The organism is Pseudoduganella sp. SL102 (assembly GCF_027856995.1).
Lineage (GTDB): Bacteria > Pseudomonadota > Gammaproteobacteria > Burkholderiales > Burkholderiaceae_D > Rugamonas > Rugamonas albidiflava.
In genome coordinates this window covers 3,969,737-3,988,254 of the sequence record NZ_CP115554.1, presented here as the reverse complement: position 1 = coordinate 3,988,254, position 18,518 = coordinate 3,969,737, and the positions used below count along the sequence as shown (strand labels likewise).

General features: G+C 64.0%; 18 protein-coding genes. 10 read left to right on the top strand and 8 right to left on the bottom strand.

Annotation, left to right across the window (positions count from 1 at the left end; all coding sequences use genetic code 11):
• Nucleotides 1–42 precede the first annotated feature (42 nt).
• A complete protein-coding gene (locus tag OU994_RS16845; RefSeq protein WP_281606796.1) occupies nucleotides 43–4,530 on the top strand; it encodes a hypothetical protein in 4,488 nt (1,495 codons plus the stop codon).
• A gap of 129 nt (nucleotides 4,531–4,659) precedes the next feature.
• Here the strand turns inward: OU994_RS16845 and OU994_RS16840 are convergent, their stop codons facing one another.
• Both OU994_RS16840 and OU994_RS16835 read right to left on the bottom strand, forming a co-directional pair.
• On the bottom strand, nucleotides 4,660–5,676 hold the full coding sequence (locus OU994_RS16840) for an IS110 family transposase (RefSeq protein ID WP_281606659.1): 1,017 nt from the start codon (nucleotides 5,674–5,676) through the stop codon (nucleotides 4,660–4,662).
• Between the two features lie 259 nt (nucleotides 5,677–5,935).
• Complete coding sequence (locus OU994_RS16835) at nucleotides 5,936–6,715, bottom strand: AraC family transcriptional regulator (protein ID WP_281606795.1); 780 nt, start codon at nucleotides 6,713–6,715, stop codon at nucleotides 5,936–5,938.
• A gap of 86 nt (nucleotides 6,716–6,801) precedes the next feature.
• Here OU994_RS16835 and OU994_RS16830 point away from each other — a divergent pair, with 86 nt between their 5' ends.
• The 4 genes from OU994_RS16830 to OU994_RS16815 all read left to right on the top strand — a co-directional run bounded on the left by OU994_RS16830 (nucleotide 6,802) and on the right by OU994_RS16815 (nucleotide 10,100).
• A complete protein-coding gene (locus OU994_RS16830; protein WP_281606794.1) occupies nucleotides 6,802–7,368 on the top strand; it encodes a hypothetical protein in 567 nt (188 codons plus the stop codon).
• Nucleotides 7,369–7,553: 185 nt separating this feature from the next.
• Nucleotides 7,554–8,519 (top strand): fatty acid desaturase, encoded by a 966-nt coding sequence (locus OU994_RS16825; RefSeq protein ID WP_281606793.1) that lies wholly within the window; start codon nucleotides 7,554–7,556, stop codon nucleotides 8,517–8,519.
• The gene (locus tag OU994_RS16820) at nucleotides 8,516–9,313 is read left to right on the top strand and encodes a phosphate/phosphite/phosphonate ABC transporter substrate-binding protein (protein WP_281606792.1); all 798 of its coding nucleotides are present in this window, start codon (nucleotides 8,516–8,518) and stop codon (nucleotides 9,311–9,313) included. The genes OU994_RS16825 and OU994_RS16820 overlap by 4 nt, the downstream gene beginning before the upstream one ends.
• Nucleotides 9,314–9,515: 202 nt before the next feature.
• Entirely contained in the window at nucleotides 9,516–10,100 is a 585-nt protein-coding gene (locus tag OU994_RS16815; protein WP_281606791.1) for a DUF6624 domain-containing protein, read from the top strand.
• A 188-nt stretch (nucleotides 10,101–10,288) separates the two neighbouring features.
• Here OU994_RS16815 and OU994_RS16810 read toward each other — a convergent pair whose 3' ends face one another.
• Nucleotides 10,289–10,711: a hypothetical protein gene (locus OU994_RS16810; RefSeq protein ID WP_281606790.1), complete on the bottom strand. Its 423-nt coding sequence runs from the start codon at nucleotides 10,709–10,711 to the stop codon at nucleotides 10,289–10,291.
• A gap of 9 nt (nucleotides 10,712–10,720) precedes the next feature.
• The gene (locus tag OU994_RS16805; protein WP_281606789.1) at nucleotides 10,721–11,503 is read right to left on the bottom strand and encodes a MerR family transcriptional regulator; all 783 of its coding nucleotides are present in this window, start codon (nucleotides 11,501–11,503) and stop codon (nucleotides 10,721–10,723) included.
• A 170-nt stretch (nucleotides 11,504–11,673) separates the two neighbouring features.
• On the opposite strand from OU994_RS16805, the gene OU994_RS16800 reads away from it, so the two are divergent.
• The 5 genes from OU994_RS16800 to OU994_RS16780 all read left to right on the top strand — a co-directional run bounded on the left by OU994_RS16800 (nucleotide 11,674) and on the right by OU994_RS16780 (nucleotide 14,397).
• Nucleotides 11,674–12,126, top strand: coding sequence for a hypothetical protein (locus OU994_RS16800; protein ID WP_281606788.1), 453 nt, complete (start codon nucleotides 11,674–11,676; stop codon nucleotides 12,124–12,126).
• Between the two features lie 113 nt (nucleotides 12,127–12,239).
• A complete protein-coding gene (locus OU994_RS16795) occupies nucleotides 12,240–12,683 on the top strand; it encodes a hypothetical protein (protein ID WP_281606787.1) in 444 nt (147 codons plus the stop codon).
• 196 nt (nucleotides 12,684–12,879) lie between these two features.
• Complete coding sequence (locus tag OU994_RS16790) at nucleotides 12,880–13,281, top strand: hypothetical protein (RefSeq protein WP_281606786.1); 402 nt, start codon at nucleotides 12,880–12,882, stop codon at nucleotides 13,279–13,281.
• Between the two features lie 38 nt (nucleotides 13,282–13,319).
• Complete coding sequence (locus tag OU994_RS16785) at nucleotides 13,320–13,901, top strand: hypothetical protein (protein ID WP_281606785.1); 582 nt, start codon at nucleotides 13,320–13,322, stop codon at nucleotides 13,899–13,901.
• 118 nt (nucleotides 13,902–14,019) lie between these two features.
• Nucleotides 14,020–14,397 (top strand): hypothetical protein, encoded by a 378-nt coding sequence (locus OU994_RS16780; protein WP_281606784.1) that lies wholly within the window; start codon nucleotides 14,020–14,022, stop codon nucleotides 14,395–14,397.
• Between the two features lie 177 nt (nucleotides 14,398–14,574).
• Here OU994_RS16780 and OU994_RS16775 read toward each other — a convergent pair whose 3' ends face one another.
• The 4 genes from OU994_RS16775 to OU994_RS16760 form a co-directional block, all read right to left on the bottom strand.
• Entirely contained in the window at nucleotides 14,575–15,756 is a 1,182-nt protein-coding gene (locus tag OU994_RS16775) for a tyrosine-type recombinase/integrase (RefSeq protein WP_281606783.1), read from the bottom strand.
• Between the two features lie 52 nt (nucleotides 15,757–15,808).
• Nucleotides 15,809–16,180, bottom strand: a complete 372-nt coding sequence (locus OU994_RS16770; RefSeq protein ID WP_281606782.1) for a DUF2784 domain-containing protein — start codon at nucleotides 16,178–16,180, stop codon at nucleotides 15,809–15,811.
• A 110-nt stretch (nucleotides 16,181–16,290) separates the two neighbouring features.
• Entirely contained in the window at nucleotides 16,291–16,953 is a 663-nt protein-coding gene (locus OU994_RS16765) for a hypothetical protein (RefSeq protein ID WP_281606781.1), read from the bottom strand.
• Between the two features lie 62 nt (nucleotides 16,954–17,015).
• Nucleotides 17,016–18,368, bottom strand: coding sequence for an acetylxylan esterase (locus OU994_RS16760; RefSeq protein WP_281606780.1), 1,353 nt, complete (start codon nucleotides 18,366–18,368; stop codon nucleotides 17,016–17,018).
• Between the last annotated feature and the right edge of the window lie 150 nt (nucleotides 18,369–18,518).

The following is an 18,518-nucleotide window of genomic DNA, read 5'->3' as shown; positions in this document are numbered from 1 at the left end:
ACATGCGCGGCCACATCGGCGGCGCCAGAACAGGGGGATGCTATGCAAGGCGATTTCTCGGTATTGAACTTCGATCCCCACCAGCACGAGCGCGGCGTGGACGAACCGGCCGATGGCGTGCTGCGCAATCTCAGCGGCGTGCTGCACCAGCAGGGCCGCGTGATGTCCGACGCGGACCTGACGGAGGGTGAACTGCTGGAACTGGGCTGGAACGGCCAGGCCGGGCGCGACATCATCGGCGCCGGCATCTGCGCGGTGCCGGCCACGCAGCCGGAAGGCTTCAGCGTGGTGTCGGCCGTGGTCAGCGGCGGCAACGTGCTGGTATCGCTCTTGCCGGGCCACGCGTGGGCCGACGGCATCCTGACCCGGCTGGCGGGCGAGGCGGCCGATCCGGCGGCACCGGTGCAGCGCCTGGCCAGCTATTTCGGCCCGCCGCTGGCCACGCCGCTGCCCACGCCCGCGTCGATCGAGGACGGCGTGCGCGATGCGGTGATCCTGGAGGTGTCGGAAGAATCCATCCACGGCTTCCAGTATCCGCAGCGGCTGATCGAGCCGGCGCTGGGCGGGCCGGACACGTCGGAACGCGCGTTCGTGAATTTCCGCATCCGGCTGCTGCGCCTGGAGCCCGGCGAGGATTGCCTGTCGATCCGCGGCCGGCTGGCGGACGACCCGGCATCGAAGGGCCGGCTGACGGCTTCGCTGGCCCCGGTGGTGGCCATCGCCGGCGACTGCCCGGTGGTGGGCGGCGGCGGCTACACGGGCTTCGAGCACAACCTGTATCGCATCGAAGTGGCCGACGTGCCCCCCGCCACGCCGCCCCGCTTCAAGTGGAGCCAGTGGAACGGCGGCCTGGTGGGCCGCGGCCGTTTCGAGACGGGCACCAACCCCGATCGCATCATCCTCGACGCGGGCCGCGCCCCGATCGTGCATTCCGGGCTGACCGAGTTCTACCTGGAAGCGCTGGAATACGATGAACTGATCGGCGCCTGGCAGGTCGTCTATGGCACGCTGGCCACGCTGAACACGGACCACGACCTGGAGCTGGCCGCGCCAGCCACCTTCGGTACCCTGCCGGCCACCACGGAGCCGGTGTTCATCCGGCTGTGGAACGGCATCGCCAACATCGCCGATTTTCCCGACGTGGCCAACCCGGCCGAGCTGCGCGACGGTATCCGGCTCGCGTTCGACGCGCCGGCGGCCGGCAATTACCGGCCCGGCGACTACTGGACATTCACGGTGCGCGCCGGCGAAATCGCCAACCCGCAGGTGTTGGTCGACGACGCGCCGCCCACTGGCATCGTGTACCACCGCGTGCCGCTGGCCGAATTGAACTGGACCGGCCCGCGCAACAACTTCATGCCCGTCATCGAGGACTGCCGTCACCGCTTCGGCGCGCTGACCCGCAAGACCTGCTGCACCTTCCTGATCGGCGACGGCGTGCGCACCTTCGGCGACTTCAACTCGCTGGAGGTGGCCGCCATGCACCTGCCGGCGGCCGGCGGCGAGTTGTGCCTGCTGCCCGGCCTGCACCGCGCCAATCTGCGCCTGGAGGGCCGCCGCGACATCACCATCCACGGCTGCTCGCGCCGCACGGCGATCCTGCCGCGCACGGAAACACGCTTCCAGCCGATCTTGCACTTCGTCGACTGCAGCGGCATCCGCGTGCATACCGTCGACCTGCTCACCCTGGACGGTATCGATATCCTCGTCGACGCCAGCCGCGATGTGCGGATCGACGCCACGCGCATGCTGGGCCGGCTGCACTGCATCCGCGCCAATGCCTCGGCCGGACTCCACATCGACAATAACCGCCTGCACCTGCTCGATACCGCCGAGGGGCTGACGACGATCTCGCTGGAAGCGGACGACAGCCTTGTCGAGCGCAACACGCTGGTGCTGCTGCCGTTTACGGACCGGCCGGACCGTCCGGACGGACCCGACGACGATCCCACGCGCGACCCCGCCGATCCATGCGCCAGGCCGGAGGTGCTGTACCGCCACCCCCACCTGGTGCTGGCGTATGCCCAGCTGGCATGGACCTACGTGCTCGCGCTGCTGGTGCTGCGCCAGCCCTACCGGGCGCTGGGCGGCATCCACCTGCGGGTCGGCTGCGAGCGGGTGCGCCTGCTGGAAAACGAGATCACCGGCGGTGCCGGCGACGGCATCGTACTGGGCGGCGACCTCGATCCGCCACCCCCGCCAAACCCGGAACCGGTGCCGGACGACGATCCGCCGGTCGCTGTCGACGCGGGCGAGCGCGGCCAGTTCCGCGGCCTGGTGCAGGACGAAGCCGGGACGGCCCTCGCCGGCGTCGCCGTGTATGTGGGACCGACCGTCGACGAAGCCCGCATGGCGCCGAGCGGTACGAACGGCCGGGTCGGCATCATGACCACGCCGGGCCCGAACCTGCTGGCCGTCGCGCCATCCTTCCGCATCGTCAGCGTGACCCCGGTGCCTGAGCGAAATGGCATCCTGCATGTGATCGTCGTCGCACCGCGCCAGCAGGACCGCGCGCCGCGGGCCCGCTTCCTGCACGAGATTACCATCGAAGCCAACAAGGTCACGCTGATGGGGTTGTCCGGCATCGGCTTCGCGCTGCGCACGGGGGCCAGGCTGGCGACGGGCGGCGGCGCCGCGCCGACGGGCACGCCGAAGCAGAACCTGCTCGACTATATCGATGCGGCACTGTTCAATCTCGCGCTCGCGCCGCTGTTGCGCGCCACCGATCCGGTGCGCGACCTGGTGATCCTGAATAACCGGCTGTACCGCAACCTGCGCAATCCCTTCACGGACGCGATGCTGGAACAGGCCCAGGAAATCGGCCGGGGCGGCATTTCGCTGGCGATCGTCGATTCGCTGGTCATCACGGGCAACCATGTCACCGAAAACGGCGCCAGCGCGGCCGACCCGGCGTGCGGCGTGTTCGTCGGCTGGGGCAACGACGTGGAGATCACCGACAACACGCTGACCGCCAACGGCGCCACCACCGCCGGCTTCGAGGACAGCCGCCGTGCCGGCCTGCGCGGCGGCATCTACCTGCGCTTCGCGGGCGCGCTCAGCGAAAAACTGTCCGCCTCCAGCGGCCGCAAGCCGGCATTGCGCGTGCATGACAACCGTGTCGACCAGCCGGCCGGGCGCGCCCTGACGGCGTTCGCGTTCGGTCCCGTGTCGGTCGCCAACAACCACTTCAGCAGCGAGTTCACGGGGCGCTTCGGCTTCATCGATGCGGCGTTCGGCTGCGTGCTGATCGTCAACCTGGTCGGCATCCACCGGCTGATCGCCCGGCTGCTGGGCGACCAGCTGGAGAACCCGGGCAGCTACAGCGTGCAGGCGGAACGTTCGCTGCCCGGCGGAGAAACGATTTATGACGATAACTTCGCCCGGCTCGATACCGTCAATCGCTCGCTGATGTCGCAAGCCATCCTGTGCATGGACGACGTGAGCTATGCCAGCAACACCAGTTCCGTGATGCGGCGCGAACCCTTCTTCTGCAATACGGTGCTGATCGGCGACACCGTGCGGGCCACCGGCGGCCGCCTGCGCGAAGAGGCCGTGCGCACGCTGTCGATGCTGAGCCTGGGGTTACGGGGCAATATGACGGCGTTGAACCAGGCCGACCATTGCATCTTCGCCTTCCCGCCCAGGACCGGCCCGCACGTCCCGCAGACGGTCGACGCGCCGAACCACATCTTCGATCCCTCCTTCTGCCGCAATGCCGCGGGCGGGCAGACCACCGTGGGCACGTTCGCCGCCCCGGCGCTGGCGGCGCATGCCGGTCAACTGGGCGGCACGGTCGAGGCCGATGCCTTGCCAGAGAGGGAACTGGCGCCGCTGGCCAGGCGCTATACGGTGGAGTCGGTCACCCATGTCGCCACCACGCAGGCGGCGCTGACACGCGCCTACCAGGCCGAGACGCTGCACCTGGAGGCCAAGCTGGGCGCCGACCACCCGAAGGTGCTGGAGGTGAAAACGCAGACCGAAGCATCGATGGCCACGCTGCAGGTGCTGGCCGTCTCGTCCGCCGCCGTGGCGCCGCAGGCGCCGCCGGACGGCAAGGGCTCGTCGCTGGGCGGCAGGCTGGTCGATGCGGCAGACCAGGGCCAGCCCGGCTATCGCATCGAACTGGCCGATGCGCGAGGCGCGCCTGTGGCAAACGTCGGCGTTACCGATGGCAACGGAAACTTCGCCACCACCTTCGATGGAGAAGAAACGGCACGCCTGGCGGGACTGGGCATGCTGCTGCCGCGCGTGCTGGACGACACGGGGAAGGTCGTGTTGACGAGCCGGGAAGGCGTGACGCTGGCGCCCGGCGCGGATGTGCGGCTGTGGCTGGTGCTGCCGCGGGCGCCAGGGCGCACGGCGCTGGGCAAGCTGAAGCTCGATGCCGCGCTGGAACAGCAACTGCGCAAGGGAGGAATCGACGACGTGGAGGAAATCCTGGAAACCGACAAGGACGTGCTGGCCGAACTGGCCGGCGGCGTGGATGCAGCGGAACAGCTGATCGCGCTGGCGCGGCGGATATTGGGTTGAGGCGCGCGGGCGGGCTGGAAGTCTAGCGGAAGTTGGCTGAAGTGCCCGGCAAGCGCGAATGCCCTTCAGTTAAGCGTTACCGAGTACGGTTGAAGCGCCTGCATCCACCCCAACGGCGGAGGACTGGGGTCAGATACCGTCTTGTTTTGCAAGGCCCGAATTCAAAAAATTCGGGTCGAATGGCTTGCCAGAGCAAACCACGCCGTAAATCAGATGAACCAGCTTGCGCATGACGGCGCCGGTGACGGCCTTGGGAGCCATGCCATTGGCGCTCAGGCGCTCGGCAAAGGTCTTCAGCAAGGTGTTGTACCGCTTGGCGACCATGCCAGGCATGTACAGTGCACTACGCAGATCATTGTTGCCGATCTTGCTCATGCTTGTCCGACCGCGCACTGATGTTCCAGAGCTTTTTTGCTTTGGACTGACTCCAATAAATGCCGCAAGTGCCTTGGCCGATCCGAAGCGCCTAATGTCACCAATGTGGCCCAGGACCTTAGCTATCGTAGTGCTGCCAATGCCCGGAATACTGCGCATCAGATCGGCGTCATGTTTCAGGCCAGGATGCCTGTCGATGTGATCGTCGATCTCCTTTTCCAGCTCGGTGATCTTTTGATCGAGCCATTTTACGTGCTCATCGACGTTTTTCACCAAGTCGCCCTGACCGGCAAAATCATGAGCTTCCATCCGGTTCTTTTCCTGTTGCCTGATGTCCTTGAGCGCAAGCAGCCGATCGCTCAAACCCTTGAGTTCACGCTGTTCCTTTGGAGGTGGCACCCAAACTGGCGGCCTCTTCGCAGCACAGAATCGGGCGATCAGCCCGGCGTCAATTTGATCGTTTTTGTTGCGGATGTTTTCGGACTGCCCAAAACCTTTGATGCAGCCTGGATTGATGACGCTCACCATGATGCCCGCATCGTGCAACCACAGAGCAAGCGGCTCGCTATAGACACCGGTCGCTTCCAGACACACGTGAGCGCTGTCTGGAGAGACCTTCTGCTTGACCAACCATTGAACCAGTTCCTGGTAACCCTCCGGCGTATTGCTGAGCGTCTTCGATTTCGCTTTGCCACTGACCAGCAGAACAATATCGAGCTTCTTCTTACTCACATCAACGCCAACTACCGGGGTTACTGCCATTTCCATCATTTCCTCTCTCGTATGCGGGCTTAGCGTAAGAACGCCGTCCCAAGATACCGTACGGACTTCAATGAAAAAACAGGCAAGGCCACCTATCTGACCCACAGGCTCGAAGCCTTAATCCCGAGCGGTGTGACCTTGCCTGGCCGGAACTGCAGCGGAAGTATCCACTGAATTGCCGGTACGCTCAAGATACGAGACCCGGCGGGTCTGACCCCTGAACTTGCACTTGGGGTGCGCTTATCCAAGCGGAATTCCCGGCAGGTCCTTACCGCCAGCAGCGGAACAGCCAGTAGCTTTCGTCCCGCGCCTGCCGGTCGACCAGCTCGGCCGGGGCGGTGCCGGCCAGCTTCCGGCATTCGCGGCCGAGATGGGGCTGGTCGGAATAGCCGCTGGCACCGGCCAATGTGGCCCAGTGCAGCGTACCGTGCGCGGCGGCCTCCCGGGCGTCCAGCAGTGCCAATTCCAGGCGCTCGGCCCGGCGCAGCGCCCGCAACGACTGGCCCGTGGCTTGCTGGATCCTGCGTTCCACCTGGCGTTCGCACAGCCGGTCGAATCCCGCCGCTTCGCGTAACCGGCGCAGCCAGTTGAACTGGGACGTCGGCGCCGTTTCGCCGCTGGCGGCGAGGAATGCCGACATACGGGCGACGCGGTGGCCGTCATCACCGGCCGCGGCAATGTCGTCCAGGAATGCGTGCCACGCCGCCGGCAGCACGTCGCGCGCAGGCAGCAGCCGGTCGGCCAGGCTGGCCGGTGCGAGGCCGGAAAGGCGCGCGAAGGCGTCGGGGAAGAAGACCACCGTGAACGCGTGGATGCGCCCGGCGCTGAAGGTCCTCGCCGGCCGGGTGAACGGGCCACCGACGACGATGGCGTCGAGCGCGGGCGCGTCCGCCGACACGCCATCGTGGACCGTGCCCGACAAGAACCACGTGACGGTGCAGAACGGCTGCGCCGGGAAGCGGTTCAAGTGCGCGGTAGATCCGGCGCCGGTGTCGCGCCGGATGTAGGCGCGTATCGCGGCGCCGTGCCCGGGAGGAGGCAGCAGCACGCCGGTCTCCGCATGTCGGAATCGTTCAAGACCGGGGCTTGGTGCCGTCATACGATGCCTCCGTCTTCATGACCGGAAACCACCCCATGCCCGACCGCCCCGCCCTCCAGGTACTCCACCGCTGCGCCGGCCTCGTGCTGGCCGCGTTCGTGTGCATTCATCTCGTCAACCATGCCTTGCTGGCCATCGATGCGGCCAGCGCGTTTGCCTTCATGGACGTCTTTCGGCGCATCTATCGCCAGCCGCTGGTGGAAGCGCTGCTGCTGGCTGCGGTGCTGGCGCAGCTGGCGACGGGGCCCGTGCTGGCCCGGCGTCGCACCACGAGCGCTGGCCGTGCCGGACTGCTCGCCGCGGCCAGTGGCTATTATCTGTTGTTTTTCCTGCTCGTGCATGTGGCCGCGGTCCTGTGGGGCCGGCTGGGCCTGGGGCTCGATACCGATATCAGCTTTGCCGCGGCGGGCTTGCAGGCCTGGCCGGCGATCGCATTCTTCGTGCCCTACTACTTCCTGGCGGTGGCGGCCGTCTGCCTGCATGCGGGTCTCGGCATCGGCCGGCTCTTCGCGGTGCCGGCGCGCACGGCCGCGCTGGTGTCCGGCGCTGCGGGCGCACTGGCCGGCACGGCGATCGTGGGCGGCATGCTGGCGCTGCCCTAATGCCGAAACACGCATAAGCACGCGCGTTAATCTTCGTATTCAACAGGGCCGTCCGTTACTTATACTTTTTCCACACATGGCGAAGCTCGCCACATGTGAAAAACGCATAAGGAAAATCGGATGAAGCTTCACTTGCCCGGGGCCGATCGGACGCCACACAGCCACTCTCGCTCCGCGGGGGCAATGTGTGCGCCGGTCCGCACCGCGCGGAATACCTGGACGACGCCCACCGGCGCCAGGTGGCGGCGGAGCGCGCGCGACCGCTGTGGCTGGCCGAATGGCCGACCTGGCTGCTCATCGCCGTCATCCACGGCGGCTGGCTGGGCACGCTCGCGTCCTGGCAATCGCTGGGTGCACCGCTCGGCACGGTGCTGATGATCTGGTGGTGCGCGTGGTACCTGTCGCTGCAGCATGAGCTGATCCACGGCCACCCGACCAGCTGGCCCGCCGTCAACCGCCTGTTCGGCCTGGCGCCGCTGGCAGTCTGGTATCCGTACCGCCTGTACCGGGACAGCCACCTGCAGCATCACGTCGATGCCCATCTGACGCTGCCGGCCCTCGATACCGAAAGCTATTACGTGGCGCCGGCCGACTGGGCGGACATGAGCACGCCGCTGCGCCGGCTGTACTGGTTCAACAAGACGTTCGCGGGGCGCATGCTGGTGGGGCCGGCGATCTCGATCGCGACCATGCTGGCCGAGGCGGTACGCCAGCCACTGCGCGGCGACTGGCGCTACGTGCCGATGTGGCTCGGCCACTTCGCCATGCTGGCCGCGCTGTTGTGGTGGATCGACCGCAGCTTCGGCGTGACGCCCGTGTATTACCTGCTGGCGATCGCCTATCCGGCGCAATCGCTGTCGATGATCCGCTCGTACTACGAACACCGGCCCGCCGCGCAGCACAAGCAGCGCATCGTGCTGAACGAAGCGGGACCGATACTGCGGCTGCTGTTCCTGAACAATAACCTGCACCTGGTGCATCACGACCTGCCGTCGCTGCCCTGGTATCTGCTGCCCCGCGTGTACCGGGCGCGGCGCGCCGCCTACCAGGCCCGCAGCGGCGGGTTCCACGTGCAGGGCTACGCCGGCCTGATGCGCCGTTACGGCTTGCGGCCGGTCGACGCGCCGGTGCACCCGGGAGTGCCGACATGACATGGCGCGCCGCCCTGCCGATGTACAACGTCTCGGCCCGGCTGCGGGAGGGATACAACGCCCTGCTGGAAGTCCTGTTGGTGGAGGCCGACGTAACCGCCGCGGTCGAGCTGGTCGACGACCCCGGCGCGCTGCTGGACTTCTGGCGCCGGCCCGACCTGCTGGTATCGCAAACTTGCGGCTATCCTTATCTGGTGGCCCTGCGATGCCACGCGACGTTGGTCGCCACGCCCTGCTTCGACGTCCCCGGCTGCGCCGGCAGCGACTATTCCAGCGTGCTGGTGGCACGCGCCGGTAGCGGCATCCGTACGCTGGAGGATGCACGCGGCAAGGTCGCCGCCGTGAACGAGCGGCATTCGAACAGCGGGATGAACGCGCTGCGGCACGCGGTGGCGCCGCTGGCCCGGGACGGCCGCTTCTTCGGCGCCATCGAATGGTCCGGCAGCCATGCGGCCAGCGTGCGCATGGTGCGCGAGGGTGTGGCGGACGTAGCCGCGATCGACTGCGTCACGCATGCCTACCTGCAGCAGGAAGACCCGGCCGCCTTGGCTGGTTTGGTAGTCCTGGGATTCACCGCCGCTTCGCCGGGCCTGCCGCTGATCGCCGGAAGTGCCGTGCCACATTCCTTGGTGCGGCAATTGCGCAGCGCGCTGCTGGACCCGGGTCCGCGCTTGCGGGAGGCGATGAGCGGGCTGCGCATACGGGGCTTTGCCCATCGCGGCGTGAGCGACTACGCCAGGATCGCCGGACTGGAACGGGACGCTGCCCACCACGGCTACGCCGAACTGCGCTGAATCAACGCGATCATCCGCATGGTCGTCAGTGTCTTTTTCTCCACTATCCCAGCACCTTTCCGGGCCCGGTTTCAGGCTGCGTCTTCAACGAAGCAACCGTGTGTGCTGAGCGGTATTGCCGCTGGCACAGCGTGGCGACTTCTGTCGTGTTTAAAAGACTTGTGGCAGACTTACACTAATTAGTTGCCAGAAGGATACTTTCATGACGAAAGCTTCGGGATTGTTTTGTCTGCTGTTAGTGGCCGCACCTCTTCATGCTGCCGACACGCCGGCCCGGCCCGACCTGCGAGAGGAACTCCTGCGCATGCGCGCAGAAGACCAGCGCGCACGCGGCGTGGGTGGCGTCATGGATCCGCAGGCAATGGGACGCGTGGATGCGGCAAATACGGCGCGGCTCAAGGAGATCGTCGCACAGGTTGGCTGGCCAACCATCTCGCTGGTCGGTGGTGACGCAGCGGGAGCTGCCTGGTTGCTGGCCCAGCATGCAGACCAGGACCGGGCGTTCCAGGTCGACGTACTGGCGCGGATCGAGAAACTGCTCGACTCCGGCGAAGCCACCCGCAAGGAATATGCTTACCTGTATGACCGCGTCCATGAACCGCAGCGGTATGGCACCCAGGGCACCTGCGTGGACTCTACCCGATGGGTGCCACGCCCGATCGAGAACGAAGCCGGCGTTGACAAACGTCGCGCCGAGGTCGGCCTGCCAACGATGGCCGAGTACATTTCGATTGTCTCCAGGATATGCGGGGAATATGCTGTGCCGGCTCCGCGCCCGGGCAAATAGACTGGAAGCATACCGCACGGCTTCGTGAGTGCATATGCGATGGGGCGGCAGCTGCGGTCCGCTGGACTTCAGCGAACCGCCAAGAGCAGACCAATGATCTGCAAGCGGCGTTCGCTGCTGAGGAAATTGCTATTGGACGATTGCTACCTGCTCTCGATGAGCAGGCAGCTTATCCGATCGACAATGACCTAGGCTCGTTGCGAAGGCTGCCGACATGCGTGGCGCTGTCTGCGCATTTGCTTGCCCACGTTGGCTCCGGCTACTGTAGCGGGCAGCAGGTAAGCGAGGAAAGTCAGGTGGAACCAGACAGGGAATTCGGTCCAAAGGTAGACATGATTTGCGCCGAACAGCAGCACGAACAATGCCCCCAGCAGAAGGCCAGCATTTCCTGATCGGTCGAGGTATCCCGCGAGCATTCCCGCCGTCAGCGTTGCGGCCACGCCCACCAACAAGCGCATGCAGAGCATCATTGACGAGAACTGCATGGCCGGTTCGACCAGCGCGTAACCTGGCACACCGATGCGTAGTGCCAGGTTACCAAGAGCCGCAAGGGCCATCCAGGCTATCAGGCCTACGACAAGGCTGCTTAATGTCTTACTCGTATTACGCATTTCGCGCCCCTATCGATCCGCAGGTCCGTGCATCACGTCACGTGCCCTCTGCGCCGCCTGATGAAACCTGAACACTTCCGCATCGAATGGCCCGTCGATTTCGCGGTCCCATTCCTCGATGTGCTCATGCATGTTGCTGACGCCCTTCAATGCCTCTGCCGAACATGCGGCGATGTAGGGCGCAGCCAATTCATCCCATTCATCGAGGAAGGCCTGGGCAGCGGGGCTCGCTGGATCGAGTGAAAGCGCTGCCTTGATCCGCGCACTGAGCGCCTGCCACTTCTTGTCATGGGCTTCGGCATCGAAGTCGGCCGGCAGTGCTTGCACTGCTTCCTTGAACGCCAGGTTCTGCTCGGGGCTCATGTATTGGGAAGCCAGTGCATCGAGTTTTACTTGAGACATCGCGTTTTCTCCTTGTCGTATCAGCGAGCAGAATGTCGCGACATCGATTGGCTCGCTACGCTCGATGCGGGACAAAATGGATGCAAGCAATTCTCTTGCGGCGGCGACTTCGCGCTCGCGCGCCTCGAGTACCTGGATTTGGGCAGCCACGATCGAATGCAAGTCGGGGCGCGGGCCTGCAGTCATGGATTGAATTTGCGCCAGCGTTAACCCGGCACGTTTCATTGCCATGATGCGGTGTAGCGATTCGAGCTGCGCTGTCCCGTACTGCCGGCGTCCGGAGGAATCTCGCACAGCTTGCAAAAGCCCTCGGGCTTCATAGAATCTGAGCGCCCGCGCAGTCAGCCCCGTCATTCGGGTGACTTCAGTGATGTCAAGTAGATCAGCCATAAATTCATTGTATTGCCTGACGTAACGTCAACGTCAAGCGGTAATGGGATTTATGTGGCGGGTCGAATCTGGCCCGTCGAGCGGCTTCAGCAGCAAGCGCGGCAACGTCTCTCAGGGTCGGGAGCGGCCTGACGTGACAGTCTGATAGTTTTTCAGCTTGGCAACCTGTTATGCTGCTTGACCTCCCGAAACCGGCCGGGAGCAGTCGTTCACATACCTACCTCGCTTGTCAAATGTTCAAATCTTTCGAGCAAAAATCTGCCGTAAAAAGCGATAAGTTGTATCGCATGACATTGCATGTCGGACGTGGCACGAACACCGAAATGCCCGCTAACTTGATTGGAGCGTATGTTCCAGTTTTCGTAGGCGCTGATAGTCGTGAGGCTGCAGCGTTCAAGGCAGTCGCGGACGTGAGAATCCGTGGCTTCAACTTCATCGACATTGCTGATGGCCAAATTCATGAACTTGACCCGTACCGGTGGGACGCCTTCGTCATAGAGGCTTGGCCGGATTTCGTTACGGAGTTTCCCACGCAGTCAAAGATGATCGAGGCATTGCGGGCCAACTTCGTTTTCATCGGCCCGTACGCAGCATATGAGACGCAAACGCCCCAGACGCGATAGGTACGGTACTGTCGACTGGCGAATGTCCGCAATGGGGGCGGTGCTGCCGTACACTGGACGGCAGCAATCGGCCCAGGAGCGGACCTTCAAGTTCACTGCATGAATAGCTGATCATGAACGAAATTCCAAGCGTGGAAAATTATCAATACCTATGGGACGGCTCTCAGCCAGGGTGGGTACTGCAATGCCTCAGTGGCCATTATGTCGATCTTTCGTTGACCTTCGGTTCCGTAGGGCCGTCGAACGCCGAACTGATGGCTGCGCGACGTACAGTGCCTGAGTACGCGTCATTGCCGCTCAATGAGGTACTTGCAGAATTGCGTGGCCGTCACACTCTTCCCCTAGGACGATTCCTGTCAGATGAGGCACGTAATGTTGCTGCAACGTGTCGCCGACAAGGCCTGTGCGTATTAGAAGCCGTTATCAAGGCTCCTCGGTATCTTCCAACTAATGAGGTGTCCCAAACGGTGCTACTGATCGAGGATGATGCAATAGCCAGAGAGGTATTTGCTCTGGCATTGCAGCATGGCGTTCCTGTGCGTCATGTCGAGTTTTAGCATTTCAATGGTTGAATTTAAACGCTGGGCGTAAGCCGATCAGTAGCAGCGACAAGGTCTGCTTTGGGGCGGGAGCTGCCCATCGTGGCAGTATGCGACTTTTCCGGTTCGGCAACCTGCTTTGCTGCGGCGAACTGCCGAGTTCGGCCAGAAGCGGACATTGATGCATTGCTGCCGTGTCGTGACGAGATGAGATATGGATAGCCTAGGCGAATTGTTGGACAAGTTGAGCACTGCGGACAACAGCCTTGAAAGAAACGCTCTTGCGGTTAAGGCAGCAGAAACTGGTGATCCGGCAGTGCCGAAGATCCTGGTCGAACTTATTGACCGTCACGAGCTGGCGAATGAACGAGGCACCTTAGTCAATTGTCTTGGGAGCTTCGACTGTTCAGGGAAGTTTCTTTGGCTAGCAAAGCTCGTTTGCCATGGGAATTGGGAGGTTTCACACGAAGCGATGCGCATCCTGGAGAAGATCGACTATCTGGATGCGAGGGAAGTTCAACAAGGATATGACCTCCTTCTAATGACTGCTGAGGCCGGGATGGACGAAGAGTGGCGGACCGACTTGGTAAACGATCTGTTAGCGATGTTCGACTGATGACTCTATCGCGCCGGCTGGCTCGAGACGAAGCGGGGATGATGCGGCGAACACTCGCATGCAAATGTCCGCTTGGCGGCGATAGCCGTCGTACACCTGGACGGCAGCAACCAGCCAACAGCCGTCGTGGCGTTTCTGTTGCGATATCAAGGCTCTATTTTTTTCTTATGAGTTATTCAATCCAGGCCTTCGTCGCTCTGCAGGGCACTTTTAACGCCGATCCGTCCAATGGACTGGCAGTGATCCGGCTCGATGCTGGAGTGGAGATCATCCCTATCGGAAGCACGACACGTATGCTCTACGGCATCCCATTTTTGCCGCTCACAGATGAAGGCAGCGAGGAGTTGCCGGCGGCCATATTGAAACTGCACTCGACGCTGGGTTCTCAACGGCCCAGTGCCTATATCGAGGCGGAATTCTTCGGCGGAAGTGGCGCGCAAGCTCATGTTCTGATTTCAAAAAACGGTACAGGCGCGGGTGTCAACATCTCAGACAACGCTATCAATGATGCTCTTGCCTGGCTTGGTGTGCGGCCGCGCGATGGTAGAGATCAATTCAATACAGTTGGGCTTGGGAAGCATCGAGAAACTGATGGCTGGTTAGCAAGCTACGATCAGTAACGACCGATTCCGGGCGGAAGCCGACACGCACTTTACGACAGCAACCAACCCGAAGCAGGACTGCGGCAAGTACACCACAGGATTCCCAGCCATGCCAATGCATCCGCAAGACGAACACATGACTAGCCAGGTCATCAAAAATTCCGAGCGCGAAGGGCCGATACCGTCAGCATGGCGTCCAATCCTGAAGAGCATCGTCGATGCATTCGTTCGCCAGGACTACGGCCTTTTGACCGGGATCCCTGGCGTCGCTCCATTGCCCGAAGAGACAGCCAGGCAGATTCGCGAATACATCGAAGAGTACGGAGCAACGCTGATCCCTTTGCCAGAAGAATCATGGGCGTCCTCGGTTTGTATCCGGATGAAGGATCACTGGGACGCGCTGGTCGATCTCTGGACCGAGGAAGAAGGTCGTAGTGACCTTGTGCTTCAGGTCCGCGTTCGTGAAGGGGACAGTGGCTGTTCCGTCACTGTACATATGGTCTACGTACCGTGATCAATTGAAACCCTGCAAGGAGAATGGCCGCGGTCCGGGCACCAAGATGACGGCTGTATTCGCAATTGAACCGATGCCTTGGCCCAAGCACTTCCTCGCGATATGGTCTGGTCCCTTTTGTCAGGCACACGTTAGCCGGGGCTAATGATCAACTCCCGGCCCGACCATCGGCAGGATTCAAAGAACATTCTTCCCGGCGACGGACGCCATGATCTCGTCATGCCGCTCATTGTCGGTCTTGTGCAGGTAGGCAGCGGTGGTGGCAATGCTTGCGTGCCCCGCGGTTTCCTGCAGCGTCTTCAACTGCACCCCATTGTTGGCGTGATTGGTGAGCATGCTGTGGCGCAGCCAGTGCGCGGAGGCTTGCCGCAGCTGGGCGGCCGAGTCGCTATCGCCGCGCGCGGCGGCCGCGCTGGCCGCGGCAGTGAATACGGCTTTCAGTGCTTCGGAGGCCGCTTCATCGGTAATGCGCTGCAAGCCCTTGCCGCGGCTGGACAGCACCAGAGGCGTGGTATCGGTGCGCCCCGTTTGTGGCAGCAGGCCGAAGGCGGTGCGGTAGCGGCGGAAGGCGTCGAGCATGTCGGCCGGCACGGGCAGCCGGCGCGGCTTGCGGCCCTTGCCGACCACGTCGATCCACCATCGGCCATTGCCTTCGCTGTAGATCGCTCCCATGCCGGCGCCAACGATCTCGTTCAGGCGCGCCCCCGTATGCGCATAGGCGATCAGCAGGAAGCGGTCGCGCTCGCGCCGGCGCAGCGCCGCCGGCGTTTCGGCCGGGCGGGATTCCACGGTGGCGAGGGCCAGGCCGATCGCTTCCTGCGTCAGGTAGCGCGTGATGCGGCTGGCGCTTGCGGTCCGCACGTTCTTCACCAGCGCGCCCGGATCGCGGCGCAGGTAGCCGGTCTGCTCGGCGAAGGCCAGCAAGCCTTTCACGGCGATCATCGCCTGGCGCCGGCTGGCATCGGACAGCGGGCCCGAGAACGGGCGATAGCGTTCGTCGCTGCGCGGCCACTTGGTCGTGGAGATCCAGTCCGCCGGGGGCGCCTTGAGGAATTCCTTGTAGGCGTTCAGGTCCGCCACGCCCAGCTGGCGCAGCGACTTGCCGGCTTCCTCGCGGCACCACGTGAGAAAGCGGTACAGCTCCTTCTGCGTGTTGGCCACCGACTTCGGGCGCAGCTCGCCGTGGCTGATGTACTCGCGGGCGATTTCACTGTCGGTGCGAGCATCGGTCAGCACGTCTTCGGGGATGTCGCGCCACGCTTCCGGGTCGATATCGCGCAGGGCCAGCCCACCGTGGCCGCGTGCAGTGCGCGAATGCGGGTCGAACGGTTGCAGGTCGATTGGCGCGAATTTGCTCATCACGAAATACTGTGTAAATGAACAGTATTGTACAGTATTCCATACAGTGTTTTCAGGGGTGTTCCGGCCTGCGCCGGCGGAACGCCCACGCGTAGATGAGCAGGTTGAGCAGGATGACCGTTCCGGCCAGGACGAACTGCACGTTGCGGGTCAGCCCATCCGGATAGATCACGGACAGCAGCCAGCGCTCGACGAAGTCACCCGTATAGCGGGCCATGCCGGCACGTTCGCGCAGCGCGTTTTCCCACGACGTCAGCGGACATGCGGCGCCGGTGGTTTCGACCAGGAATCCCCACGCCGCGGCCGGGAGGTGGATGGCCGCCATCCAGCGGCGCCGCGATACGAACAGGCCGCCGAACAGCACGAAGGCGATGAAGGCGAGGTGGATCGCCAATACACCGGTGGCAGCCATCGCGTAGAACATGGTGCAGTGCCTTGGAAGAGATGTACATCGAGGGCCGGGCGGTGCCACGGCTTCTCGATACCGACTGTAACGTTTTTCGGTATCGACGACTGCTACGGAACTATGCGACCTTACCGCATCGCGCCGGACGATACCGTCTCGCGCGCTGGACCAGTCACGGTCGCGCCGAAGAAGTTCGCGGTGCCGAACACGCGGCTGGTGTCGCCTGGCTGCGGCTGCGTGAAACTGCCGGAAAACGCCAGGTCAGCACCGCCGGGCTGGGTATGCGTCGTGAAGCATGGCGCGGCCACGCCACCCACGACCAGCAACTGGCCGAGGCAGGCCAAATTAGGCGGCGAGACCGCGTTGACGGTGGTGCGCAATGTCGCGCCGCTGAAGATGCTGCCGACAAGGCTCAACCATGGCGCCCCCTGCCCCATCGCATCGGCGTTCATCGCCAGCGGATCGCTGCGTTCAATATGGGAAGAGCCCAACCGGGTGAAGAAGTCGACGCGCCCGCCCATGTACGACGTCCAGGCAAGGTCCGCCGATGACGATACCGGCACGAATCCGCTGAATGAGAATGTCAGCTCGCCGCCGGGAATGAAGACGGACGGTGGCGCGCCGTTCAGCGTTGTCACGAAGCCGAAGCCGCTCAGCGTCCCGCTACCCGCATCCGTGACCAGGCAGACCGGCGCCGCCGACATGGAGAAGTCCAGCGGATAGGCCGGGTCCCACACCACGCCGCCCGTACGGTGCTTCCCGCTCGTTGTATCCCGTCCAATCGGATGCATGGTTGCCTCCTTTCATGCGGCATGGCGGCTTTCGATTGGCGCGCCGCCAAAACAAAGCGCCCTTACCGCTTGCCGGCCTGCTTCAGGATCCACGCCTGCTGGGTGGCCTGGTGTGCCGCCGACGTATGGTGCACCTGTTCCGGTTCGATCACGATCTCGCGCGGCGACGGGATCACGTTGTAGACGGCGAAGGTGGAGGTCGGCGGCGTCACCATGTCGTTGTAGCCGGCGTAGAACAGCACGGGCGCGCGCAGCCGCTTCGCGAAGTTCACGGTGTCATAGTAGCCGGTCGTCATCACCTTGGGCGCGAGGGGCTGGTCTTTCACGTTGCCGGCATCGTCCTTGCGGAACAGGCCGGGCCACCCGCCCGCGCGGCCCTTCAGGTACCCGGTCACGTCGGCATAGGCGGGATACGAGGCCACGGTGGCGGTCACCCGCGGGTCGAGCGCGGCGGTGACGATGGCCAGCTGGCCGCCCTGGCTGCCGCCTTGCGTGACCAGCGTCTTGCCGTCCCATTTGCCGTGCTGGACCAGGTAGTCCAGGCCGCGCACCGCCCCCAGGTACACGCGGCGATAGTAATAGGCGTCGCGGTCGTCCAGGTTGTAGCGGTTGTAGCTTTCCAGCGCGCCGTAGCGCAGCTGCTCATACAGTTCGTCCGGCAGGTTGACGGGAATGCCGTGGATGCCGATCTGCAGCGTGATCGCGCCCTTTGCCGCCTGGTCCACGGCGCCCTTGTAGCCGCGCACGCCGGCGCCGGGCACGTGCAGCACCGCCGGGTACCGGCCTTCGGCGCGAGGCACGGCCAGCACGCCATAGATGCGCGTCGGTCGGCCACCCTGCCCCACGTTCTGGTAATGAAGATAGGACACTTCCACCGCCGCGGTGGAGAGCTCCGGCGCGGGCGCCAGGGTCCATTGCGGGTCCACCTTCGCGAGCTGTTCCTTCTGCGCCGCCCAGAACGCGTCGAAGTCGGCCGGCTCCGTTTGCACGGGACGGATGTCGAGCGGGCTGAATGCCGCGGTGGCAATTGCCTTCACGGCCTTGCCGTCCATGCTCGCCTCGACCAGCGCGCGCACGAAGCCGGGTTGCTCCTGGGCCGGCATGGGCAGCGATACGCCTTCCTTCGGTACCACGATGGTGCGCTCCTGGCCTTCCAGCATGTCGGGCCCCAGGCGGTAGCGCACCGGGATGCCTTCGGACGGATACGGCGTCACATCGAGGCGGATGCGCACGGTGGCGCGCTCGCCGGTCTTGTAGGTCCAGTCGGGGCGGTCCAGCGTGACGGAAAGCGGACTGGCGGCGGGTGCCGCTTTCAGCAGGCGGACTTCGGAGGGTGCCGCGTTCGCGACGAAATGAGGCTGGCTCGCGGCGAGCAGTGCGGCAATCGCCAGGAGGCGCAGGGGACGACGGATCATGGATCACCTTGGTAGTCGGGATGCGGGAATCCTAGAGGCGTCGCGGTGCGTGGTCAATGCCGGGCATGCAAATAGTCAGCCGGCTGCGAGGCGGAGTGGTGGGACCTTAATATGTCTGTAGCGCAGGCATTCACCCCAAGGACGAACTGC

Bases quoted from the DNA above. Each gene is read 5' to 3' on its own strand.
- OU994_RS16840 (WP_281606659.1), bottom strand. From the start codon at position 5,676: ATGATGGAAATGGCAGTAACCCCGGTAGTTGGCGTTGATGTGAGTAAG.
- OU994_RS16775 (WP_281606783.1), bottom strand. From the start codon at position 15,756: ATGAGCAAATTCGCGCCAATCGACCTGCAACCGTTCGACCCGCATTCG.
- OU994_RS16830 (WP_281606794.1), top strand. From the start codon at position 6,802: ATGCCCGACCGCCCCGCCCTCCAGGTACTCCACCGCTGCGCCGGCCTC.
- OU994_RS16795 (WP_281606787.1), top strand. From the start codon at position 12,240: ATGAACGAAATTCCAAGCGTGGAAAATTATCAATACCTATGGGACGGC.
- OU994_RS16805 (WP_281606789.1), bottom strand. From the start codon at position 11,503: ATGGCTGATCTACTTGACATCACTGAAGTCACCCGAATGACGGGGCTG.
- OU994_RS16765 (WP_281606781.1), bottom strand. From the start codon at position 16,953: ATGCATCCGATTGGACGGGATACAACGAGCGGGAAGCACCGTACGGGC.
- OU994_RS16780 (WP_281606784.1), top strand. From the start codon at position 14,020: ATGACTAGCCAGGTCATCAAAAATTCCGAGCGCGAAGGGCCGATACCG.
- OU994_RS16770 (WP_281606782.1), bottom strand. From the start codon at position 16,180: ATGTTCTACGCGATGGCTGCCACCGGTGTATTGGCGATCCACCTCGCC.
- OU994_RS16810 (WP_281606790.1), bottom strand. From the start codon at position 10,711: ATGCGTAATACGAGTAAGACATTAAGCAGCCTTGTCGTAGGCCTGATA.
- OU994_RS16815 (WP_281606791.1), top strand. From the start codon at position 9,516: ATGACGAAAGCTTCGGGATTGTTTTGTCTGCTGTTAGTGGCCGCACCT.
- OU994_RS16790 (WP_281606786.1), top strand. From the start codon at position 12,880: ATGGATAGCCTAGGCGAATTGTTGGACAAGTTGAGCACTGCGGACAAC.
- OU994_RS16800 (WP_281606788.1), top strand. From the start codon at position 11,674: ATGCTGCTTGACCTCCCGAAACCGGCCGGGAGCAGTCGTTCACATACC.
- OU994_RS16760 (WP_281606780.1), bottom strand. From the start codon at position 18,368: ATGATCCGTCGTCCCCTGCGCCTCCTGGCGATTGCCGCACTGCTCGCC.
- OU994_RS16820 (WP_281606792.1), top strand. From the start codon at position 8,516: ATGACATGGCGCGCCGCCCTGCCGATGTACAACGTCTCGGCCCGGCTG.
- OU994_RS16785 (WP_281606785.1), top strand. From the start codon at position 13,320: ATGATGCGGCGAACACTCGCATGCAAATGTCCGCTTGGCGGCGATAGC.
- OU994_RS16845 (WP_281606796.1), top strand. From the start codon at position 43: ATGCAAGGCGATTTCTCGGTATTGAACTTCGATCCCCACCAGCACGAG.